This window comes from Streptomyces sp. NPDC001219 (genome assembly GCF_053597915.1).
Map to the genome: position 1 here is coordinate 185,242 of NZ_JBSFJF010000001.1, position 19,258 is coordinate 204,499.

The window sequence follows — 19,258 nt, forward strand, 5'->3', positions numbered from 1 at the left end:
CGGCCGGGCGCGGCTGCGGAACGGGCAGGTCACGGGGCGGATCGCGGCGCTGTGGGGGCCGCTACAGTGCCTGCATGCCGGACCCCGCGAGAGACCAGGACCCCACCGTCGCACTGCAGAGAGTGCTGGCCACGCTGTCGTACCTGCTCACCCGCTCCCGGGCGCACGAGCGCCAGGCGGCCCAGGCGGGCGTCACGGCGGCACGCTCCGATCTCTGGTTGCTGATGGCCCTGGAGGACAGCGGAGGCATCAGCAGGGTCGGCGATCTGGCCGCCCTGCTGATGGTCGAACCGCCTCATGTCACGCGACAGATCGGCCAGTTGGAGTCCCAGGATCTGGTCGAGCGGACCCCGGACGCCCTTGACCGCCGGGCCCGCAAGGTGGCGATCACCCCGCACGGCAGGGCCGTTCTCGACCGCCTGCGGCAGACCGGACAGGCCAATTTCCATGAGGCCCTCGCCGGTTTCGACGACGACGACATCGCCACCACCGTCGCCGTCCTCAACCGCCTCGTGGGCTACGCCCGCCGCAAGCACGAGGACGAGGAACGCCTGCGGCGGCGCGGGTGTGAGCGGGGTGCGGCGGGGGCCGGGTGAGGTGCGGGGCGGTGCCGCCCCGCACCCTCGGTGTTACTCGATCTCGACGCGGCCGCTGTGGCCGTTGGCGGCCGTGCCGGTGCCGCTGTTCTTGTCGGTGGTGGCGTCCTGGCCTTCGGGGGTGCCGAGGTTGCGGCGGACCGAGTCGAGGATGGTCAGGCCCTGGCCGACCAGACCGGCGGCGATCTCGCCGAGACCGTCGGTGCCGTTGAGCACGTTGACGTTGGCGTTGGCCAGGCCCGCGGAGGCCTCCTTGACGATCTGCGGGAGCTGGTCGATCAGCATCCGGTCCAGGGCCACCCGGTCGTGCGAGGCGGCGGCCTCGGCCTGGATCTTCATCCGCTCGGCCTCCGCCAGGGCCAGCAGACGGATGCGCTCGGCCTCCGCCTCGGCGGGCTTGACGACCTCCGCCACCAGCTCCTGCTGGCGCAACCGGGCCGCCCGCTCGGCGAGTTCGGTCTGCGCGGCGAGGACCTCCTGCTGGGCGTGGGCCTGGGCGAGCGGGCCGGCCTGGGCCGCGTGCGCCTGCGCGCGGTCCACCTCGGCGTTGTACTCGGCCTGGACCACGGCGGTCTGCCGGGAGTACTCGGCCTGATTCCGCGCGGCCTCCTGCTGTGCCTCGACCGAGGCCTGGGTGGCCTGGGCCTGGGCGATCTGTGCCTGCCGCTGGATGGCGGCCTTGTGCGGCGCGGACATCGCCTCGATGTAGCCGGTCTCGCCGTCGTCGATCGACTGGATCTGGAGCGAGTCGACGATCAGACCGATCTTCGCCATCTCGGTCTTGGAGGTCTCCAGGACCTCGGTGGCCAGCTTCTGCCGCTCGGTGACGATCTCCTCGACCGTCATCGAACCGATGATGGAGCGCAGATGACCGGCGAAGATCCGGCCGGTCAGGACCGACATCTGGTCCTGGTCGGAGAGGAACCGCTGACCGGCGTTGACCACGCTCTCGGTGTCGTTGCCGACCTTGAACGCGATCACGGCGCGCACCGTCAGCGCGATGCCCTGCCGGGTCACACAGGTCTCGGCGACCTCCGACTCACACATCGCCAGGGTCAGAAAGCGGACCTTGCGGAAGACCGGCAGCACGAACTTGCCGTGCCCGGTCACCACTCGGAATGGTGCGCCCCCCTGCCCACGCCTGCCACCCGAAATCAGCATCGCCTGGTCGGGGGCGGGAACGCGGTAACCGAACATCCTTTGTCTCCTCAGCCTGCGTCGCCGGATTCCCCGGTCAACGCGTCCAACGGATCGGCCCACTCCATGACGTCGACCTGGCGACTGCCACGGGACTCGATGACGAGTACGGTCGCCCCCACCGGAAGGGGCTCGGCGGACCAGGCGAGAAAGGCCTCGGAGCCGCCCCTGACCCGCACCAGAACCTCACCGGGGCCGGCAGCCCCACGAGTGCCGATCAGAAGCACTCCCGTACAGCCGATCACGGCATCGTCCTGCACCATCCGCGGCTGCCCTCCCCCGTTCACGTTCCTGGAAATCCGACCTTAGCGCTCCGGTGCGCGGCGGCCTATGGGGGGGAGGGTGGCGAGTTGGCGCAACCTCACGGCCCGTCAATTTCCTGTGAGGAAAGAGCCGAATACGGAACGGAATTTTCCGTGGGACCGTCGGCCTTTCGATGGTTCGGTGCGGAGGCGGATGTTCCGGGGCGGGAATTCAGCGTGCCGAAGGAAGGGCGTCGAGGGCGGCGAGGATGTCGGACGGTTCGGCGCGGGTGGTGTAGTCGGTGTCGATGAAGGACCAGCGGATGGTGGCGTCCCGGTCGATGACGTAGGTGGCGGGCAGCGGCAGGGTGCGCGCATGCCCGCCGTTGACCCGCTGGAGGTCGAAGCCGAAGGACTCGTACACCGCGGCCAGGTCGTCGGGCAGGTCGAAGCTGATGCCGAACTGCCGGGCGGTGTCGCAGCCGAGGTCGCTGAGGACGGGGAAAGCGAGCGCGTGCTGTTCGGTGAGGGTGAGGGACTCGTCGGGGATCTGCGGCGATATGGCGGCCAACTGGGCCCCGCGGGCGGTGATATCGGCGTGGTGGTGCTGGAGGGCGCGCAGCGCCACGTTGCAGTACGGGCACCAGGCGCCGCGGTAGAAGGTGAGCACGAGCGGGCCCGCGGACAGCAGGGCGTCCAGGGTGACGGTGTCGCCGGCCGGGGTGGGGAGGCTGAAGCCGGGGGCGGTGTCGCCGGTTCGCAGGGCGCGCTCGGCCAGGCCGGAGGCGGCCAGCTCACGGCCGGCCCGCTCCATCACCGCGCGGTCGGCGGCCGGGATGTCGGGGAGGGCGCGCAGGACGGCGGTGAGTTCGTCGTGGAGGTTCATTGCGGGGGGTGCTCCTAGGAGGGGAGTGGGGCGCGCAGGGGCGCGAGGGCGGCGGTCACCGTGTCGGTCAGCTCCCGGGCGTCGGCACCGGCGCGGGAGCGCAGGTTGACGCCGTAGGCGAGGGTCGCCAGCACATCGGCGGCGGCGTCGAGATCGCAGGACGGATGGAGATGCCCCAGGTCGGCGGCGTTGGCCAGGGCCGCGCGCATCGCGGACCGGAGCATCCGGTGGTGGTCTTCGAGCACCGTACGGATGCCGGTGTCGTCGCACTCCGGGCCGGCGTGGGCGTTGGTGACCATGCAGCCCCAGCCGGCGACCGGGCCGGAGCAGCGCACCTCGATCAGCCCGGCGAAGAACGCCTCTATCGAGGTGAGCCCTGCGGACGCCTGCGACAGGTGGGCGAAGGCCGGTGTCGAGTGCTGCGCTATGTAGCGGTTCAGCGCGGCGGCGTAGAGACCGTCCTTGTTGCCGAAGGTCGCATAGAGGCTGGAGCGGCTCACTCCGGTCGCGGTCACCAGCGCCTGGATGCCGGTCGTCGGCAGGCCGTGGCGCCAGAAGACCTGGATCGCCTCGTCGAGTACGAGATCGGGGTTGAAGTGCTTGATGTCGGGCATGGCCGGGTCGCTCGTTTCGCCGTCACGAGAGGTGGTGCAGGGTCGGTCGGTCCCGCCGCCCCGTCATCTCGGAACGACCATTCCAAGATACGTCGAGTCCCGTTCCTTGTCGAGGAGTTGGGGATATCGGCGGCGACAACATCTGGAACCTTCCGTTCCGCCCATCCGTCCATCCGCCCATCCACCCATCCACCCATCCGCCCATCCACCGATCCGCCCATCCGCCCGGCCTCACGCCGGGTTGACGGCCACGGCCTTGAAGAAGGTGTAGTGGAAGGTGCCGCCCTCGTCCGCGGTCAGCCGCAGGTCGGCGACGCCCCGCTCCCAGTCGGCGGCGGTGGTCATGCCGGTGCTCAGCGCCTGGTCCCGGACCGCTTCGACCATGGCGATGAAGGTCTTCCGGGTGAAGCCGTCCACCAGCGCGGGCCGGGTGGCATCGGCGTAGGCGGTCCGCGGCCGGACCACCACCCGGTCGAACCCGGCGTCGCTGAGCAGCGGCTGCAACGCCCGTCCGATCAGCGCGTTTCCGCCGGCCGCGGCCTGCAGCCGCACCTGGTGCCCGATCACCTCATGGGCGTGGAGGCTGTCCGGGTGGAGGACCACCGAGCCGTGGTCACCCTCGATCACGGTGAGGGTGCCGCCGGGCCGCAGGACGCGCCGAAGGCCGGACAGCGCGCGGTCCGGCTCCGGGAGGTGCTCCAGCACGAAGCAGGCGAAGACGTGGTCGAACTCCCCGTAGGCGAAAGGCAGGTGGAAGAGGTCGGCGGTCCGGTACTCCACGTCGGCCGCGGGCTCCTGCGCCGTCACATGCCGGCGGGCCCGCGAAAGCGACTCCGCGGACCGGTCGATCGCGACGATATGGGCCCCCGGACTGCTCCTGGCCAGATGCACGGTCTGCGCGCCCACCCCGCAGCCGACCTCCAGCACCCGGCTGCCGGGGGCGTAGGCCGTACCGGCGTGCAGCAGAGCGGCCAGGGTGTCCGCCTGGTCGCCGAGGCGTCGTGCCTCCTGAGGTGAATAGCCGTGCAGATAGGCCGTGTTCGTCGTCATGTCCCCACCGTGCCGGGACAATGGACCGGTGCACAGGTCCAAAGAGCGCCCTGTCAACGGGTCCGTATCTCCCTCGCCCCCGCCTCCTCCGGCCCCCTCCTTCCCGGCCCCGCCGCCCCGTTCCCCGTCCCCCGGTACGTCCGACTTCCTGCAGCTGAACCTCGGCGACGCGCCCGTGGGCGGCCGGGCGGACTGGCTGGCCCGGGAGCTGCGGCGGGCCGTCGCGGACGGCCGGCTGCCGGTCGGGAGCAGACTGCCCGCGACCCGTACGCTCGCCGCCGACCTGCGGGTCTCGCGGGGTGTGGTCACCGAGGCGTACCAGCGGCTGACCGAGGACGGGCAGCTCGCCGGGCGGGGGCGGGGCGGCACGGTCGTCGTCGCCGCACCCGTGACGGCCGCCGCGCCGCCCACGGGAGCGCCGCCCCGCGCCCACCGGGGCCCCGCCCCGTTCGTGGCAGCGCCCGGCTCGGAGATCTTCGACGAGCTGCGCGCCGCACCCGCACGGATCGACCTCTCGCCCGGTGTGCCGGACCTGACCGCCTTCCCCCGGACCGCCTGGCTGCGCGCCGAACGGGCGGTGCTGGCGGACCTCCCGTCGGCCGACTTCGGATACGGGGACCCGCGCGGCACCCTCGCACTGCGCCGGGCCGTCGCCGCCTGGCTGGCCCGCAACCGCGGGATCAGGGCCGACCCGGACGAGGTGCTGATCGTCGCCGGTACGGCGCAGGGACTCGGCCTGATCGCCGAGGTGCTGCACCGTGACGGGATGCCGTCGATCGCGGTGGAGGACCCCGGGTCGCTGGGTGCCCGGCAGCACCTCCAGTACTGGCGGATGGTGACACCGCCGGTCCCGGTCGACGAGGACGGGATTCGCGTCGACGCGCTGCGGGCCAGCGGGGCGCGGGCCGTGCTGCTCACTCCGGCGCACCAGTTCCCGACCGGGGCGGTGCTCGGTGGCGCACGGCGTCGTGAGCTGATGCGCTGGGCGGCCGAGGGCGGTCTGATCGTCGAGGACGACTACGACGCCGAGCACCGCTACGACCGCGCACCGGTCCCCGCCCTGCGCTCGCTCCTCCCCGAGCAGGTCTGTTACGCCGGCAGCGTCTCCAAGCTGCTGGCTCCCGCGCTGCGGGTGGGCTGGCTGGTGCCGCCGCCGAAGTACCGGGAGGCGCTGGTCGACGCCAAGCGGTTCGCCGATCTCGGCAGTGCCGCACTGCCGCAACTGGTCCTGGCCCGGCTGATGGAGTCCGGTGAACTGGAGCGCCGGCTGCGGCTCCTGCGGCGTCGCCACCGTCGCCGCCGGGACGCCATGAGCGCGGCGATCCGCGCCCGTCTGCCGGGTGCCCAGGTGCACGGCGCCGCGGCGGGTCTCCATCTGACCGTCACCTTCGGCCCGGACGGCTACCGGGGCTCCGACACCGACCTGGCCGCGGCCGCCCTCACCCGGGGCGTCAAGGTCCACCCCCTGTCCTGGCACTGCCAGCTCCCGGCCCCGCCGGGCCTGGTCCTCGGCTACGCCGCCCGCACACCGGACGAGATCACGCAGGGCGTGGCCGTCATCGGCGAGACGCTGCGCGGCGGGTGACGGGGCCGCCCGGACCGGTCCGGGCAGTGAAACGGGGGCCGTTCGCAAGGGCGCCCGACGTCTGGGTGGACGCCGCGCGACCGGCCGACCGGTGACCGGGCGAAGTCACCAGCCGGTGAAGCGGGCGGTGGTCAGGGCTCGATGACCGGTGCCGTGTCGCTGGACGGGGACAGGATGGCCGTCGGGGTGACCGCGCCGGCGAAGCTGACCTCGTAGCCGTGGTTGAGGAGGATGAGCGTCAGGGTGAGCGTCTCGTTCACCCGGGCGACGCCCTGGGCGTCGGTGTTGGCGATGCCCAGCACGTTGCTGCCGGCCTTGAACAGGATCGGCTGGTTGGGCACCGGAAGGCCGGTGACCTGGTCGGTCAGCGTGGCCGTCAGGAACGGGAAGTACACGTGCGGCGGGAACAGCTTCGTCAGCGCCGGGGTCGCGGTCAGCGAGGTGGCGTGGACGGGGACGAAGTAGGTGAAGCCGCCCACCAGAGTGGCGCTGCCACCGGGCGTGGTGACGGTGACGTCCGCGGGGCCGGCCACCCCGGGCGGAGTGGTAGCGGTGAGCTGCGTGCCGGTGGCGTTGACCGTCACGCCGGTCGCGGGGTTGCCGCCGATGTCGACGCTCGCCCCGGTCAGGTTGGTGCCGGTGATCGTCACCACCGTGCCGCCCGTGATGGGACCCGAGTTGGGGGTGATGCTGGTGATCGTCGGGTCGAACTGGATGACGCTGACACTGGCCCCGGCGATGTTGGTGACGTAGACCTTGTTGTTGGGCGCGACCACCAGGGCGATCGGCTGGCTGCCGACGGCGATCGGGGCGCCGATGGTGGTGTTCGTGGTGGTGTCGATCACCGTCACGTTGTTCGACCCGCGGTTGGCCGTGTAGGCGTTGCCGTCGGGGCCGACCGTGATGCCCCACGGGTTGGTGCCGACGGGGATCGTGGTGATGATCGTGTCCGTGGTGGTGTCGATCACGGACACGTTGTTCGACCCGATGTTGGCGACGTAGGCGTTGCCGTTGGGGCCGATCGCCACGAAGTTCGGCTGGTTGAAGCCGGGGATCGTGGTGATGACGGCGGCGGTGGCGGTGTCGATCACCGTCACGCTGTTCCCGTTCCGGTTGGCGACATACGCCTTGCCGTTGGGGGCGACCGCGATGCCGACCGGGCCGCTGCCCGTGGGGATCGCGGCGCCGACGGGGGTGTTGGTGGTGGTGTCGATCTCCTGCACGCTGTTCGCCGCGAAGCGGCTGACGTAGACGTTGCCGCTGGGGATGACCGCCGCCGCGGCGGGGCCGCCGCTGAGGGGGATCGTGGCGATGACGGTGCTGGTGGCGGTGTCGATCACCGTCACGTTGTTGGAGATGTTGTTGGGGACGTAGGCGCTGCCGTTGGGGGCGACGGCCAGCCAGGCCGGCGTGGTGCCGGTGGGGATCGCGGCGCCGATGACGGTGTCCGTGGCGGTGTCGATGGTTTGCACGTTGCTCGACCCGGAGTTGGCGACGTAGAGGTCGCCGTTGGGGATGAACGCCAGCCCGACCGGGTTGGTGCCGACCGGGATCGTCGTGACGGCCAGGAAGGTCACGGGCGCCGCCGTTGCCCGCGCCGGGGCGGGAGAGGCGGCCGGTGCCGGCGAATTCTGCGTCGGCATCAGGAGATTCGTGCTCATGTGGACCCCTTCTGTGGGGGGCCGTCCAGATCCCGCTCCGGGGCACCACAACCACAGTCCACACGTGGCAACAGCACGGCGGGCTGCGCATCCCCGAGGAGGGATGGGCAGCCCAGTGGTTCGGTGGCTTCTTCCTTCCCATGGCGCGGGGAGGCGAAACGTCCGCGGGTGACCGGGAGTTCCCGGTTCCGGATGATCAGCGGAACGGGAGCGGGCGGCCCCGCTCCTCCGCCGGGCGGGGGCCGAAGATGCGGCGTTCGTCGCCGGTGATCGCGACATCGTGGATGCCGGCCTCCCGGCGCCGCATCAGGCCGTTCCCGTCGAACTCCCACAGCTCGTTGCCGTAGCTGCGCCACCACTGGCCGGCCGCGTCATGGCACTCGTACTGGAAGCGCACCGCGATGCGGTTGCCGTCGTACGACCAGAGCTCCTTGCGCAGCGCGTAGTCCAGTTCGCGGGTCCACTTCCGGCGCAGGAAGTCGACGATCTCGGCGCGGCCGGTGAGGAAGGTGTCGCGGTTCCGCCAGGCGGAGTCCTCGGTGTAGGCGAGGGCGACCTGCTCCGGGTCGCGGGTGTTCCAGGCGTCCTCGGCCGCCTGCACCTTCTGGAGTGCGCTCGGCTCGTCGAACGGCGGGAGGGGCGGTCGTGGCGCCATGGCGGGCTCCTTTGGCCAAGATCGGAGAACGGTCGTTCTCGCTTGGTCGGCTAGTGTAGAGAACGACCGTTCTCCTGCAAAGTCCCGGACGTGCCATGGACCTCGACGAAGCCCGTACGCAGATACTCGACGCCGCGGAGAAGCTCTTCTACGCGCGCGGAATCCAGTCCGTCGGGATGGACGAACTCCGCACCGCGGCCGGGGTGTCGCTCAAGCGGCTCTATCAGTGCTTCCCCGCCAAGCACGACCTCGTCGAGGCGTATCTGCGCCGCCGCGACACCCGCTGGCGCGCCGCCCTCGCCGCGTATGTCGACGCGCGGCCCGGCGGCCCCGCGGCCCGGCCGCTCGCGGTCTTCGACTGGCTGGGCGAGTGGTTCGCGGAGGGCGGCTTCCGTGGCTGCGCCTTCCTCAACGCGTACGGCGAGCTGGGGGCGACCTCCGACCGGGTCGGGTGGGTCGCGCGGGAGCACAAGGAGGCGCTGCTGGGGTATGTGACCGGCCTGGTGCGCGCGGTGCCGGTCGCCGAACCGGACGCGCTGGCACGGCAGTTGGTGCTGCTGATCGACGGTGCGATCGCCGGTGCCGCCCTCATGGGCGAGCCCGCCGCCCGGGAGGCCCGTGTCGCCGCCGCCGCGCTCATGGAGGCGGCGGGGAGTGCGGCGGGGTCCGGGGCGGCGCGCGACGGGGCCTGACGCCCGGGTGCCGATGCCCCCGGGCCGGGACACCTGGCGTCCGGAGGTCTTCAGGTTGCCTTCAGGAAGGGTGCGCGAGGGTGGCGCCACGTGCTCAGGGAGCGCGCCCGGCACAGGAACTGTCCCGCGCCGGGGCACACCGCCGTCTCACCGTCGAGGCGGCGGCCGCGCCACCCACGACCCGACCACACCACGCGCCCCACGGGGGCGAGTAGGAGGCAGGCCACCATGCAACAACTCACCGCGCACGCCCGTTCCTTCGAGAGCCGCTGCGCCGAGCGCGGCGAGGAGTTCCGCAGGCTCGGAGCCGGGCAGTCGCCGCAGGCGCTGTTCGTCACGTGCTCCGACTCGCGGGTCGTGCCCGCACTGATCACCGGGGCGGCGCCGGGCGATCTGTTCGAACTGCGCACCGCGGGCAACATCGTTCCCGAGTACCGACCCGAGCGGCCCGCGGGGGAGGCCGCCACCATCGAGTACGCCGTACAGGTCCTGGGCGTGGCGCACATCGTGGTGTGCGGCCACTCGCACTGCGGGGCGGTCGGTGCGCTGGTCCGCGGGGAGGACCTGACCGGGGTGCCCGCGGTCCGGGGCTGGCTGGAGAGCGCCGCACCGGACCTCCCGGGCGGCGCCGGGACGGACGCCGGCACGCCGGAGCTCGCCGACGCCGTCCAGCGGCACGCGCTGGCACAGGCGGAGCGGCTGCGGTCCTACCCGTGCGTGGCGGAGGGCCTCGCCGCCGGGCGGCTGTCCCTGGACGTCTGGTTCTACGAGGTACACACGGGGGCCGTGCGACGGCACCGGCCGGAGTCGGGGCGCTTCGAGGCGCTGTGAGCGGGCGCCGGCCCGACCCGCCGCCCGACCGACCCGCCGTCCGTCCCGCCCCACGCACCCCCTCGGAGAGACCCATGCTCACCGCGCTCCAACGCACCACCGCCAAGCTCCCCGGGCTCAGTCCCGGCACCCTCCGCCGTGATGTCCTCGCCTCACTCGTCGTCTTCCTCGTCGCCGTTCCGCTGTGCGTCGGTGTCGCCGTCGCCTCCGGGGTGCCGGCCGAACTCGGGCTGATCACCGGCATCGTCGGCGGCCTGGTCGTCGGCTGCCTGCCCGGCAGTTCGTTCCAGGTCAGCGGCCCCGCGGCCGGACTCACCGTGCTCGTCCACGAGGCCGTGCAGCAATTCGGCCTCGCCGCCCTGGGCGCGATCGTGCTCGCTGCCGGGCTGCTGCAGCTGGCGCTCGGCGCGCTGCGCTGCGGCCGGTGGTTCCGCGCGATCTCGGTCGCCGTCGTCCAGGGCATGCTGGCCGGGATCGGGCTGATCCTCATCCTCGGCCAGGTCTACGCCTTGGCCGACGCCGACCAGCCCGGCACCGGCCTCGCCAAGATCACCGGGCTGCCCGGTCTCGCCGCCTCCCTCGCGACGAGCCCCGAGGCCCTCACCGCGTTCGCGGTCGGCGTGGGCACCCTCGGCCTGCTCGTGCTGTGGCCGCGGCTGCCCGCGAAGGTCCGTCTGGTGCCGGGGCCGCTGGCGGCCATCGCCGTCGCCACCCTGGTCACCGCGGTGTTCGCGCTGCCGATCGCCAAGGTGGAGGTGCACGGCCTGCTGGCGTCGATCCAGCCGCCCGGCGCCGGCGAACTCGGCGGACTGGCCCAGCTGTCCGTCCTCGGCACCGTGCTCGCCTTCGCCCTCATCGCCTCCGCGGAGAGCCTGTTCAGCGCCGCGGCGGTGGACCGGATGACCGGGGCCCGTACGGACTACGACAAGGAGCTGATGGCGCAGGGCGCGGGCAACACGGTCTGCGGGCTGCTCGGTGCCCTGCCGATGACCGCGGTGATCGTCCGCAGCGCGGCCAATGTGCAGGCCGGGGCGCGCACGAAGGCTTCGCGGGTGCTGCACGGCGTCTGGCTGCTGGTCTTCGCGGCGCTGCTCCCGGCGGCCCTCGGGGTCGTCCCGCTCGCCGCGCTCGCCGCCGTCCTGGTGCACGCCGGGGCGAAGCTGGTGCCCGTACGGCAGCTGCCGCAGCTGTGGCGGGAGCACCGGGGCGAGGCGGTGATCCTCGGGGTGACCGCGGGCGCGATCGTCTTCACCAACATGTTCGAGGGCGTGCTGCTCGGCCTGCTGCTGGCCGTCGTGAAGACCGCTTGGGAGACCTCCCATGTCCAGATCGACGTACGGGAGCTGACGGGCGGACGGACGCTCGTCGCGCTCAGCGGCAACGCGACCTTCCTGCGGCTGCCCAAGATCCTGGACGCGCTGGAGGCGCTGCCCGGTGACCGGACCGTCGAGCTGGACCTGACGGAGCTGCGGCACCTGGACCACGCCTGCCGCACCGCCCTGGACGGCTGGACCACGCAGCACAACGGCGCGGTGACCCCGGCCCCCGAGGACCGGCCGGCCGCGGCGACGAGCGGGCGGTCCACGGCCACGGCCGGGGCGGCGTCCACGTCCGTATCCGCGTCCGCATCCGCATCCGCGTCCGCGTCCACGAAGGCGCCGCCGCACCGCGGCTGACCCCGACACGCCCGCGCGGCCCCGGCGGTGAACGAACCGCCGGGGCCGCGCTCTGTCTTCCGGGGCCGCCGTCCCTACCCCAGCGCCCGCTCCAGGCTGCCCAGGGCCGAGGCCAGTTCCTCCTCGGTGATGGTCAGCGGCGGGGCGAGCCGGATCGTCGAGCCATGGGTGTCCTTGACCAGGACGCCTTCCTTCAGCAGGCGTTCGCTGATCTCCCGGCCGGTGCCCAGGGCGGGGTCGACGTCGACACCGGCCCACAGGCCGCGGGCCCGGAAGCCGGTCACGCCCTTGCCGGTCAGGGCGGCGAGTCCGGTGCGCAGCTGCTCGCCCAGGGTGGCGGCACGGCGCTGGAACTCGCCGGTGGCCAGCAGCTCGATCACCGCCGAACCGACCGCGGCCGCCAGGGGGTTGCCGCCGAAGGTCGAGCCGTGCTGGCCGGGGCCGAGCACACCGAGCACCTCGCGGCGGGCGACGACCGCGGAGACCGGGACGATGCCGCCACCGAGCGCCTTGCCGAGCAGCAGCATGTCCGGCACCACGGACTCGTGCTCGACCGCGAGGGTGGTGCCGGTGCGGCCCAGCCCGGACTGGATCTCGTCGGCGATGAACAGGCAGTTGTTGCGCCGGGTCAGTTCACGGACCCCGGTGAGGTAGCCGTCGTCGGGGATCAGGACGCCCGCCTCGCCCTGGATGGGCTCGATCAGCACGGCGGCCGTCGTCTCGTCCAGGGCCGCCTCCAGCGCGGCGAGGTCGTTGTACGGGACGGTGCGGAAGCCGGGGGCGAAGGGGCCGAAGCCGACGCGGGCGGTGTCGTCGTCGGAGAAGCCGACGATGGTGGTCGTCCGGCCGTGGAAGTTGCCGCCCGCCACCACGATCGTGGCCCGGTCCGCCGGGACGCCCTTGACGTCGTACGCCCACTTGCGGGCGACCTTGATGCCGCTCTCCACCGCCTCGGCGCCGGTGTTCATCGGCAGCACCATGTCCAGGCCGGTCAGCGCGGCGAGGCCCTCGGCGAAACCGGCGAGGCGGTCGTTGTGGAAGGCCCGTGAGGTGAGGGTGAGCTGGTCGAGCTGGCGGTGCGCGGCCTCGATGAGGGCCGGGTGGCGGTGGCCGAAGTTGAGGGCCGAGTAGCCGGCCAGCATGTCGAGGTAGCGGCGCCCCTCGACGTCCTCGACCCAGACCCCTTCGGCGCGCGCCACCACCACCGGCAGCGGGTGGTAGTTGTGCGCCAGGACCGGGCTCTCGGCCTGGATCAGCTCCGCGGACGAACGGGGAGCCTGGGCCGGGACGGTACGGGTGGGAGCGGTCATCAGCGGATCTCCTGGGTGCAGCACTTGATGCCGCCGCCGGCCTTGTGGAACTCCGACAGGTCGACGGGGACGGGGACATAGCCGTGCGCGCCGAGCTGCGCGATCAGGCCGGTCGCCTGCGGGGCGACGAAGACATGGCGGCCGTCGGAGACGGAGTTGAGGCCGAAGGCCATGGCGTCCTCCCGGGTGGCGAGCACCGCCTCGGGGAACAGCCGCCGCAGCACCTCACGGCTGCCGGTCGAGAACGCCTCGGGGTAGTAGGCGACGTTCGCCGCACCGGTCTCCGGCGACTCCTCCAGGACGAACAGCGCGGTGTCCAGGTGGTAGAAGTACGGGTCCACCAGCTGGAGGCCGATCGTCGGGACGCCGAAGAACTCCTGCACCTCGCGGTGCGCCGCCGGGGTGGTGCGGAAGCCGGTGCCCGCCAGGATGAAGCGGCCGGCCGGCACCAGGTCGCCCTCGCCCTCGCATAGCGACTCCGGCCGGTAGACGTCGTATCCGGCCGCCTTGAACCAGGTCTCGTACTCCGTGGACTCCGGGCGCCGCTGCGGTGCGTGGAAGTGCGAGCCGAAGACCCGGCCGCCCACGACGAGCGCGGAGTTCGCCGCGAACACCATGTCCGGCAGACCGGCCACCGGGGGCACGGTCTCCACGGTGTGGCCGTGCGCGCGGTAGGTGCCCATCAGCGTCTCCCACTGGCGCGCGGCGAGCGCGGTGTCCACCGGCACGTCCGCACGCATCCAGGGGTTGATCGCGTACTGCACATCGAAGTGTCTGGGTTCGCAGACCAGATAGCGCCGGGGGCGCGAGACACGACTCATCGGCACAGGACGGTCCCTTCGCTTCCAAGGTGCGGGGTCACCGGGTGTCACAGAGCGTCACCCGGGGTGGTTCCACGGTAAGGAGCAGGGGATTCCGGTCACAAGAAACAAATGCTGCTCAGCGGCGCAGCAATGCTGCGTGTTCGTCAACTGAAACGCAGCTTTGCTGCGCGAAGTGCGGCGGCGAGGCCCGCTTCCCGGCCGGTGTGCGGGGCTTCCGGCGGCTGTGACGGGCCGCGCGCACCGGCCGCCTCAGCCGGCGGTCCCTTCGGAGGACCGCCGGGCGCCCGCCTCCGGGCTGTCCGGGAGCAGATGGGACAGCACCATGTAGCTGATCGTCTTGCGGATGAACGGTTCGGTCCGGATGCGTTCGAGCACCTCCTCGAAGTGCTCCACATCGGTCGCCCGTACGTGCAGCAGCGCATCGGCACCCCCGGTGACGGTCATCGCCGCGGCGATCTCCGGGTGGTTGCGCACCACTTCCGCCAGCCGCCGGGGCGGCGCCGCGCTGTCGCAGTAGACCTCGACATACGCCTCGGTCAGCCAGCCCAGCGCGGCCGGGCGGACGGTGGCGGTGAAACCCGTGATCACGTTGTTCTCGCGCATCCGGTCCACCCGCCGCTTCACCGCGGTCGACGACAGCCCGACCGCCGCACCGATCTCCGCGAAGCTCGCCCGGCCGTTGTCGATCAGCGCCGCAACGATCTTGCGGTCGAGGTCGTCGAAGGGCACGGCCTTGTGGGTCACTGGGCCTCCCGATGGTCCCCGGTCCTTCCCGGTCTTCCCGGGCTCCGCTCCGTCGCGGTCGCCTCACGGTAGCGACACCGGGCGCGGGCCGCCCGTCGCCGGTGGGCGGGCCGTGGCCGGGCGCGTGGGTCCCCCGTCCCCGGCGGGGGCCGCATGGAATCCTGGTGGGTCCTGGATCTGCCGGACGGACGGTGGACGTGCGGCGATGACGAGGGTGCCCCGATGAGACTCTGCTTCCTGGTGGAGGAGCAGTACCGCCATGACGGCATGCCGCTGGAGGTGGTCCGCCAACTCCGCGCCTGGGGCCACCGGGTGGACGTGGTGTGGCCGGGCCGCTCGCTGATCCGGATATCCGAGGCGATACGGGCGGGCAGCCACGACGCCTGGGTCCTGAAGACCGTCTCCGGCGGCCCGGGGCTGACGCTCCTGGAGGCGGCCGCCTCCGTCGGGCTGACCACGGTGAACGACGTCCGGGCCATCCGCGGCGTACGGGACAAGGCGCTGGCCGCGGTGATCGCCCGCAGCAAGGGGCTGCCGGTCCCCGTGACGTATGCGGCGGCGCGTCCCGAGGAGTTCGCGGAGGTCGCGGCGGCGGAGTTCCCGCTCGTGGTCAAGCCCGCCGACGGCAGTTCCGGGCGCGCAGTCCGGCTGGTGGCGACGCCGGACCGGCTGCGGGAGCCGGAGCGGCCGGGCGGTCCGGCGGGCCGGGACGGGGAGGCCGGCGGGCTGCTCATCGCCCAGCCCTATGTGCCCAACTCCGGTACGGACCTGAAGGTGTACAGCGTCGCCGGTGAGCTGTACGCCACCGAGCGGCGCTCCCCGCTGCACCCCGCGCACGCGGTACGCGAACGGCAGGTGCCGCTGACGCCGGAGATCGCCCGGATCACCGCCGAGATAGGCGAGGTCTTCGGCCTCGACCTCTACGGGGTCGACATCCTGCTCGGCCCCGACGGCCCGGTGGTCGTCGACATCAACGACTTCCCCAGCTTCCGCCAGGTCCCGGACGCGGTCGCCCGGGTGTCCGCAGCGGTGCTGGACCTCGCCCGTAGGGGGGCGAGGGGGCGGGGGGCCTCCGTGGGGGAGGCGCCCGTACGGGAGGCCGTAGGGGAAGCCGTAGGGGGCCTCGTGGCGGAGGCCGTGGCGGACGCCGTGTCGGCCCTGCCCGTCGCCCCGGCATCCCCGGCCGGCGCTCCGTCCGTGCCGCCCGCTTCGCCCGTGCCGCCCGCGCCGTCCGTGCCCCGCCCCGTCCGGTCCGTGGCGCCGCTCGGGGGTGGCCGGTGAGGGTCTGTCTGGTCACCGCGGACCCCGGACATCCGCTGCTGGCCGCGGTCACCGGGCTGCTGACGCCGGAGCACCGGGTCGAGACCCTGGACCCGGGCGCCGCGGGGCCGGGCCCCGACCTCTCCTCGCTCGCCGATGTCTATCTCCTCAAGGCGCGGACGCCCCGGGCGCTGGCGCTCGCCGCGCTCCTGGAGGAGCACGGCGCGCCGGTGCTCAACTCGGCGGCGGCGACCGCCCGGTGCCAGGACCGGGTGGCGATGGCCGAGGTGGCCCGCACGGCCGGGCTGCCGTTCGCCGCGACCCGCTCCGTGGCCACCCTCGGGGAGCTGGCCGCGGCCGGTGCACCGGGCGGCCCGCTGGTGATCAAGAGCCGGTTCAGCCGCCGTGGCGACCTGGTGGCCCGTGCCGACGGCGCCGTACGGCTGCGGGAACTGGCCGCCGACTGGGCCGAGGAGCCGGTGGTGGTCCAGGACTTCACCGAGAACAGCGGCTGGGACCACAAGCTGTGGGTGGTCGACGGGCAGCTCTTCGCCGCGCTGCGCCGCTCGGAGCTGGCCCCGGACGGCCGCGGCCCGACCCTGCCGCTGCCGGCCGCCGAACTGCCCGCGGCCTGGGCCGCCGCCGCGCTCCGGGCCGGCGAGGTCTTCGGCCTGGACGTCTACGGGGTGGATGTCCTCGACGCCGGGGGCGGCGCGCCCCTCATCGTCGACATCAACGCCTTCCCCGGCATCCGCGGCCAGGCCGGTGCCCCGGAGGCGCTGGCCACCCTCGCACTGCGGACCGCGGCGAACGGCCGCACCGGCGGCAACGGCGGCAACGGCGGCAACGGCCGCGCCGGCGGTGCAGGCCGCGCCGTCGGCGCAGGCGAAAGAAAAGTGCCACAAGTAAGCGAGAAATGAGCCAGGTTCGGGCCACTCCGGACCGAAGCGGAGGGGAGGCGGAAGCTCCTCCTCCACAAGGCCTAAGGCGCCGACCCCGGGGGTAGCGCTGCCCCGTCAAGGGGGGCGTGGTTCAGGGCGCCTTCCTTCCGTACGTATGGGAAGAGGCCGGCACCGGTGACAGAGCCATTTGAACTGCCCCACTTCTACACGCCCCATCCGGCGCGGTTGAACCCGCACCTGGAGACGGCGCGTACGCACTCCAGGAAGTGGGCCCGTGACATGGGGATGCTGGAGGGCTCGGGCATCTGGGAGCAACGGGACCTCGACGCCCACGATTACGCGCTGCTGTGCTCCTACACCCACCCGGACTGCGACGCCGACGCGCTCTCCCTCGTCACCGACTGGTACGTCTGGGTCTTCTTCTTCGACGACCACTTCCTGGAGACGTTCAAGCGGACACTGGACCGCAAGGGCGGCAAGGCCTACCTCGACCGGCTGCCCGCCTTCATGCCGATGGATCTGGCCACGCCCCTCCCGGAGCCGGTCAACCCGGTCGAGGCCGGGCTCGCCGACCTGTGGACGCGCACCGTGCCGCGGATGTCCCTGGACTGGCGGCGGCGGTTCGCCGAGAGCACCGAGCATCTGCTCAACGAGTCGCTGTGGGAACTGTCCAATATCAACATCCACCGGGTGCCCAACCCCGTCGAGTACATCGAGATGCGCCGCAAGGTCGGCGGCGCGCCCTGGTCGGCGGGCCTGGTGGAGTACGCGACCGGCGCCGAGGTGCCCGCCTCCGTCGCCGCCTCCCGGCCGCTGCGGGTACTGCGCGACACCTTCTCCGACGGCGTCCACCTGCGGAACGACCTCTTCTCCTACCAGCGGGAGACGGAGGAGGAGGGCGAGCTGAGCAACGGCGTCCTCGTACTGGAGACCTTCCTGGACTGCACCACCCAGGAGGCGGCGGACGCCGTCAACGACCTGATCACCTCCCGGCTCCAGCAGTTCGAGAACACCGTCGTCGCCGAACTCCCCGCCCTCTTCCTGGAGAAGGGGCTCGACCCGGAGTCCTGCGCGAAGGTGCTGGCGTACGCCAAGGGGCTCCAGGACTGGCAGGCCGGCGGCCACGAGTGGCACATGCGCTCCAGCCGCTACATGAACGGCGGCGGCACCGCGGCCGGTACCGCGCGGCCCTGGTCGCCGTTCGCCCTCGGCGGGCTCGGCACCTCGGCGGCGGACCTGCGGACCGCGCTGGCCACGGCCGGTGCGCTCCGCCTCCGCAGCGGCACCCACGTCCCGCACCAGAAGACCGGTCCGTCCCAACTCCCCGACTTCGCCATGCCGTTCACGACCACGCTGAGCCCGCACCTGGAGGGCGCCCGCGGCCGCGTCATCGCGTGGGCGCACCGGATGGGCCTCCTCCGTCCGCAGCCCGGTGTCCCGCTCTCCGACGTCTGGGACGAGCCCGCGATGATCCGGTACGACCTGGCGCTGTGCGCGGCGGGCATCCACCCGGACGCCACCCCGGAGCAACTGGACCTGACCGCCGCCTGGCTGGCCTGGGGCACCTACGCCGACGACTACTACCCGGCGGTCTTCGGCCGCACCCGCGACCTCGCCGCGGCCAAGGTGTGCACCGAGCGGCTGTCGGCCTGCATGCCGCTCGACGCCGCGACGCCCGTACCGGAGCCGGTCAACGCCCTCGAACGCGGCCTGGCCGACCTGTGGCGGCGTACGACGGACGGCCTGGCGCCCGAGGCGCGCGAGGCGTTCCGGGCCTCCGTCGACACCATGACGGCCAGCTGGCTCTGGGAGATCGGCAACCAGATCCAGCACCGCGTCCCTGACCCGGTGGACTACATCGAGATGCGCCGGGCGACCTTCGGCGCCGACCTCACCATGAGCCTGAGCCGGCTCACCCGCGCCCGGCAGATCCCGCCGGAGATCTACCGTTCCGGTCCGCTGCGCGCACTGGAGAACGCCGCCGCCGACTACGCGGGCCTGATGAACGACGTCTTCTCCTACCAGAAGGAGATCGAGTACGAGGGCGAGGTCCACAACGGCATCCTGGTCGTCCAGACCTTCTTCGACTGCGACCGGCCGACCGCGCAGGCCATCGTCCATGACCTCATGACCTCGCGGATGCGCGAGTTCCAGCATGTCGCGGCTCACGAACTCCCCGTCGTCTGCGACGACTTCCAGCTCTCGGCGGCGGAGCGCGAGGTGCTGGACGGCTATGTCCGCGAGCTGGAGCAGTGGATGGCCGGCATCCTCATCTGGCACCGCGACTGCCTCCGCTACCGGCCTTCCGAACTGCGCCACCCGAACGGTTCGCCGGGCCGTCTGGGCGCGCCGACCGGCCTGGGCACCTCGGCGGCCCGGTTCTTCCGGCCGTCCGTGACGGTCGGATAGCACCGGCACTCCGGGACGAGGCACGGCGGCAGGTCGGGACCGGGCGGGAGGTAGACCACCCCGGACTCCACGTCCAGCGCTCCACCGTGCCTCGTCCACCACCCCTCGGGACTCGCCTCGTACG

General features: G+C 72.6%; 18 protein-coding genes. 8 read left to right on the forward strand and 10 right to left on the reverse strand.

What is annotated here, in order from left to right:
* Positions 1-74: 74 nt before the first annotated feature.
* Entirely contained in the window at positions 75-596 is a 522-nt protein-coding gene (locus tag ACWC9R_RS00890) for a MarR family winged helix-turn-helix transcriptional regulator (protein WP_450727656.1), read from the forward strand.
* A 33-nt stretch (positions 597-629) separates the two neighbouring features.
* Here the strand turns inward: ACWC9R_RS00890 and ACWC9R_RS00895 are convergent, their stop codons facing one another.
* The 5 genes from ACWC9R_RS00895 to ACWC9R_RS00915 form a co-directional block, all read right to left on the reverse strand.
* Positions 630-1,793, reverse strand: a complete 1,164-nt coding sequence (locus ACWC9R_RS00895; RefSeq protein ID WP_450727658.1) for a flotillin family protein — start codon at positions 1,791-1,793, stop codon at positions 630-632.
* Between the two features lie 11 nt (positions 1,794-1,804).
* A complete protein-coding gene (locus ACWC9R_RS00900; protein ID WP_362603827.1) occupies positions 1,805-2,056 on the reverse strand; it encodes a hypothetical protein in 252 nt (83 codons plus the stop codon).
* A 211-nt stretch (positions 2,057-2,267) separates the two neighbouring features.
* Positions 2,268-2,921 carry a peroxiredoxin-like family protein gene (locus ACWC9R_RS00905; RefSeq protein ID WP_450727661.1) on the reverse strand — a complete coding sequence of 218 codons (654 nt, stop codon included), beginning with the start codon at positions 2,919-2,921 and terminating at the stop codon, positions 2,268-2,270.
* A gap of 14 nt (positions 2,922-2,935) precedes the next feature.
* Positions 2,936-3,535 (reverse strand): TetR/AcrR family transcriptional regulator, encoded by a 600-nt coding sequence (locus ACWC9R_RS00910; protein WP_450727663.1) that lies wholly within the window; start codon positions 3,533-3,535, stop codon positions 2,936-2,938.
* A 231-nt stretch (positions 3,536-3,766) separates the two neighbouring features.
* Entirely contained in the window at positions 3,767-4,585 is an 819-nt protein-coding gene (locus ACWC9R_RS00915; RefSeq protein WP_450727665.1) for a methyltransferase domain-containing protein, read from the reverse strand.
* Positions 4,586-4,613: 28 nt separating this feature from the next.
* Between ACWC9R_RS00915 and pdxR the strand changes: the two genes are divergently transcribed.
* Entirely contained in the window at positions 4,614-6,170 is a 1,557-nt protein-coding gene (gene pdxR / locus ACWC9R_RS00920) for a MocR-like pyridoxine biosynthesis transcription factor PdxR (protein WP_450727667.1), read from the forward strand.
* 131 nt (positions 6,171-6,301) lie between these two features.
* Here the strand turns inward: pdxR and ACWC9R_RS00925 are convergent, their stop codons facing one another.
* Both ACWC9R_RS00925 and ACWC9R_RS00930 read right to left on the reverse strand, forming a co-directional pair.
* Positions 6,302-7,831, reverse strand: coding sequence for an IPT/TIG domain-containing protein (locus tag ACWC9R_RS00925; protein WP_450727669.1), 1,530 nt, complete (start codon positions 7,829-7,831; stop codon positions 6,302-6,304).
* A gap of 196 nt (positions 7,832-8,027) precedes the next feature.
* Positions 8,028-8,486, reverse strand: a complete 459-nt coding sequence (locus ACWC9R_RS00930; RefSeq protein WP_450727671.1) for a nuclear transport factor 2 family protein — start codon at positions 8,484-8,486, stop codon at positions 8,028-8,030.
* 95 nt (positions 8,487-8,581) lie between these two features.
* Between ACWC9R_RS00930 and ACWC9R_RS00935 the strand changes: the two genes are divergently transcribed.
* The 3 genes from ACWC9R_RS00935 (at position 8,582) to ACWC9R_RS00945 (ending at position 11,685) form a co-directional block, all read left to right on the forward strand.
* A complete protein-coding gene (locus ACWC9R_RS00935) occupies positions 8,582-9,178 on the forward strand; it encodes a TetR/AcrR family transcriptional regulator (protein WP_450727673.1) in 597 nt (198 codons plus the stop codon).
* A 228-nt stretch (positions 9,179-9,406) separates the two neighbouring features.
* Complete coding sequence (locus tag ACWC9R_RS00940) at positions 9,407-10,009, forward strand: carbonic anhydrase (RefSeq protein ID WP_450727675.1); 603 nt, start codon at positions 9,407-9,409, stop codon at positions 10,007-10,009.
* Positions 10,010-10,083: 74 nt separating this feature from the next.
* A complete protein-coding gene (locus tag ACWC9R_RS00945) occupies positions 10,084-11,685 on the forward strand; it encodes a SulP family inorganic anion transporter (protein ID WP_450727677.1) in 1,602 nt (533 codons plus the stop codon).
* A gap of 74 nt (positions 11,686-11,759) precedes the next feature.
* Here the strand turns inward: ACWC9R_RS00945 and rocD are convergent, their stop codons facing one another.
* The 3 genes from rocD to ACWC9R_RS00960 all read right to left on the reverse strand — a co-directional run bounded on the left by rocD (position 11,760) and on the right by ACWC9R_RS00960 (position 14,563).
* A complete protein-coding gene (gene rocD / locus ACWC9R_RS00950) occupies positions 11,760-12,995 on the reverse strand; it encodes an ornithine--oxo-acid transaminase (protein WP_450727679.1) in 1,236 nt (411 codons plus the stop codon).
* Positions 12,995-13,816: a dimethylargininase gene (gene ddaH, locus ACWC9R_RS00955; RefSeq protein WP_450727681.1), complete on the reverse strand. Its 822-nt coding sequence runs from the start codon at positions 13,814-13,816 to the stop codon at positions 12,995-12,997. The genes rocD and ddaH overlap by 1 nt, the downstream gene beginning before the upstream one ends.
* Positions 13,817-14,068: 252 nt before the next feature.
* Complete coding sequence (locus tag ACWC9R_RS00960) at positions 14,069-14,563, reverse strand: Lrp/AsnC family transcriptional regulator (RefSeq protein ID WP_362603805.1); 495 nt, start codon at positions 14,561-14,563, stop codon at positions 14,069-14,071.
* Positions 14,564-14,785: 222 nt separating this feature from the next.
* Between ACWC9R_RS00960 and ACWC9R_RS00965 the strand changes: the two genes are divergently transcribed.
* From ACWC9R_RS00965 to ACWC9R_RS00975, 3 genes are all read left to right on the forward strand, one after another.
* Positions 14,786-15,844: an ATP-grasp domain-containing protein gene (locus ACWC9R_RS00965; protein ID WP_450727683.1), complete on the forward strand. Its 1,059-nt coding sequence runs from the start codon at positions 14,786-14,788 to the stop codon at positions 15,842-15,844.
* The gene (locus tag ACWC9R_RS00970) at positions 15,841-16,743 is read left to right on the forward strand and encodes an ATP-grasp domain-containing protein (protein WP_450727685.1); all 903 of its coding nucleotides are present in this window, start codon (positions 15,841-15,843) and stop codon (positions 16,741-16,743) included. The genes ACWC9R_RS00965 and ACWC9R_RS00970 overlap by 4 nt, the downstream gene beginning before the upstream one ends.
* Positions 16,744-16,899: 156 nt before the next feature.
* Positions 16,900-19,134, forward strand: coding sequence for a terpene synthase family protein (locus ACWC9R_RS00975; protein ID WP_450727687.1), 2,235 nt, complete (start codon positions 16,900-16,902; stop codon positions 19,132-19,134).
* Positions 19,135-19,258: the final 124 nt, after the last annotated feature.